Below are 418 nucleotides of genomic sequence, written 5' to 3'. Positions count from 1 at the left end.
CGGCCGTGGTCGGCGGCGTGCGCGGCGGCCGTGACGAGACAGGCGGTCAGCCCCACGGCGGAGGCCGTGGCCGCGGACAGGGTGCGGCGTCGCGTCTTCATGACGCCACGCTAGACATCACCGCCGCGCCCGGGAAGGGCCTCGGGGCGCCGGCTGCGTGAACAACCGGGCCGCCGGCGGCGCGGGGCGCCGCCGGGACTACTCGCCGTCGGCCGCGCTCGCGCCCGCGCCGCCCGGGCTGTGCGGAGGAGAGGGCGGGGGGGTACCCGGGGTCGCTGTGGCCCCAGACCTCCAGCGTCGGGACGAGGTCGACCAGCGCGACGCCGTCGTCGGTGGCGTTGAGCCGCACCGTCACGGTGGCGTCGCCGTCGGGCGAGCAGGACGCCCACAACGTCACCGTGTTCCTGGCGTTCCCTGG

General features: G+C 77.8%; 1 protein-coding gene. It reads right to left on the bottom strand.

Annotated elements, in window-relative coordinates; all coding sequences use genetic code 11:
* Nucleotides 1-97: 97 nt before the first annotated feature.
* The coding region (locus V5O49_RS00010; RefSeq protein ID WP_332900438.1) for a hypothetical protein at nucleotides 98-418 on the bottom strand (321 nt) is incomplete at its 5' end.

Origin of the sequence: Isoptericola haloaureus (genome assembly GCF_036689775.1) — a bacterium.
Taxonomy (GTDB): Bacteria; Actinomycetota; Actinomycetes; order Actinomycetales; family Cellulomonadaceae; genus Isoptericola; species Isoptericola haloaureus.
Note: the sequence above shows the minus strand (reverse complement) of the source record. Positions and strands in the feature narration are given on the sequence as shown.